Origin of the sequence: Bartonella sp. AP7XZML (genome assembly GCF_042195745.1) — a bacterium.
In the GTDB taxonomy this organism is placed as follows: Bacteria; Pseudomonadota; Alphaproteobacteria; order Rhizobiales; family Rhizobiaceae; genus Bartonella.
Window position 1 is genome coordinate 1 of sequence record NZ_JBHIOT010000041.1, and the last position, 2,611, is coordinate 2,611.

Here is a 2,611-nt window from a genome sequence, read left to right on the forward strand (position 1 = left end):
TATTAAAATTTGTGATCAAATCATAAGAGACGCTGCTTAAATAACAGCGCGGGGCGCGGCGGGGGCGCCTGCTTTCCAATCAAATTTTCCTAACCGTTTAACACATATCTATTATGTGAGGGTATCTCTATGTCTCAAAAATACGAATTAACCAGTGAAATCAAAAAAATCAAACATGCACTTACTCGAAATATTATAAATCTTTATCGCATTAAAGCTTTAAAAGATTTTGATGATGTTAAGGCTGGGGATTTAGGGGGCTTTATTGAAAAGGAAGCTAATCTATCCCATGATGGCAATTGCTGGGTTTATGATAAAGCTTGTGTGTATGGCTATGCCGTCGTTTCTGAAAATGCAAAAATACGGCATTTTTCTCAAGTTTGTGGTCAAATCTATGGGAATTGTGAAATCTATGGCAAGGCTTTCATCTCTCAATACGCAAAAATTTATGACCATGCTTGTGTCTATGGCAATGCTCATGTTTATGGCAATGTTTATGGGTATGCTCATGTGAGTGGTGCTGCCCGCGTTCTTGCTGATGCTCATATTTATGATTATGCTCATGTTTCTTATGATGCTACGGTTTTTAGTTATGCANGCTCTGTTTTTGGCAATGCCAAGGTTTTATTCTATACTAAGGTCTGGGGTCGCGCTTATGGCAATGCGAAATTAACCAAGAAAAGCAAAGTAAGGGAAGTTCCTATAAATTATGAGGTTTATGAAAGCGATAACCTTGTCAAGATTGTTGATGAAACAGAATAAAAAGAGACATGGGGGTGCCTTCTTGATGGCTATAAACGTATCATAAGATAATTGCTTAATATACATATCATAAAAGAGAGCATTCATAAAAGAAAGCCGTGTCAAGTGATATGACGCGGCTTTCAATGGAGGTATGTGCAAATATTTCATATAAACGAAATCAATAATGAATGCATATATACAAAAGGTATCATATTGCAAACGCTTTATTAAACATATGAAAACTTATCAAAAGGAATGTAAATGATGCGTATGATCTTTAATCACTCTTTTGAATGGGAGAGCCTATAAATGCTTTTTGTCGCCATTAAATATATCAATCATAATGTCTTTATCTTAAAGAGATTTATTTAAAACAAAGCCCATGATCAAAATGCTTCTTTTAAAACGTTTCAATATACTGACTTTAAAATTGAGTTAAGTGAATTCAAATAACACATTGTCTAAAATCAAACCTATCAAACAAATCAAAACGCTTGATAGATTTAACAAAACCCGTTTTTTACAGTTGCAAACGTTGGTTTTTAAAACAAACTCTCATAAGACAATAAACAACCGCTTTTATCAAACGCAAGGCTTTAAAAACTGTTATAAACATCCGTTTCAAACGTTCACTTAGAGAGACTCTCATAAGCGTATTTTTACTTTTCATTAAATGTAACTTTTTACAAATAAGCTGGCTCAATTTTGAGTTGGCAAAAACAACCAGCTCAAATTCGAGCTCGTTATCTTTAGAATAGAGCATTCTTTAAACAATGGCGTTTTGTCTAAAAATTTAGAAAAATTCCATGCCTTGTGATGTTATAACGATTTTGAAGTTTGTTTGCTTATCTTGTCTAAAGAGATGCCCTCAAATTTGAGGAGACCTCATTTGGTTTCGTATTTTTAAACTATAACTTTTAAAATGTTTTTTAGTATCATGTTTAAGGTAAAATAGTCTTTTACTGCTATGGTATTAGCCGCCTCCATTTTTTTATGGAAGCGAACAGTTCCGTTCTTCAAAACTAGCTATGCACTATATTCATTAAAAGGCTTTTGATTTCATAAGATATAACGTTTTGAATTTCATACTGTTGTGATGATAGGGTCTGTATAATGCCTGCCTATCGTTTTCTAAATTTTTAGTAAGCGTTTTAAAAGCGATCTTATCCTTAATCCTTTTATGCAATCTTTATAAATTAAACCTATAAGCTTATGACAGTTTCAAACAGTTAATTTCTTTAATGCCATTTTAAAGGTTTTTCCCAATTTTGGGAAAAATTATATGATCTCTATTTTCTATAAATGCGTATCTTTTGGTACAATTTATCTTATAACAGTTTCAAACGATTACCCCCTTATAGGTAATAAGATATTGCTATAGCATTTTTAGATTTTACGCTTCTCAATTTTGAAAACTGTAATTTTATGTTTTTATCATGTGATTAACAATCCAATCTTTAAAACAAGATGGGATCTTTAAACGTATGTTATCGATAATTCCAAACGACTAAATTTTTAAACAATGTGATTTGTGCTGTGATAAAAACGTATCATAAAATTTATAAACTGTTATGAATAATATCTGCTTTTCATTTCATTTGAATGCACCCATGCGGTATAATATTTACATCATGATTTGCTTTTTATGGTCTATTCATACATGGCAATCTTATATAAAAAATGGTCAAATGAATCATGCATAAAAAGATGGATTCTTAAGTGGATTCATATAAAATAATTACAAACAAACTATTGACTTTATTGTGTTTTTTTGTATAATACTTTTCATGTTCAGAACATGACCTTGAAGCCCAGGAAAAGCACTCCATACAACATTATTATAACGAGACGTCGGTGAACCATTATA

At 31.7% G+C, this 2,611-nt stretch carries 1 protein-coding gene; it reads left to right on the forward strand.

The features are described 5' to 3' along the window. The first annotated feature begins 129 nt into the window (after window positions 1–129). Complete coding sequence (locus tag ACFILT_RS03470) at window positions 130–762, forward strand: hypothetical protein (protein WP_375679586.1); 633 nt, start codon at window positions 130–132, stop codon at window positions 760–762. Window positions 763–2,611: the final 1,849 nt, after the last annotated feature.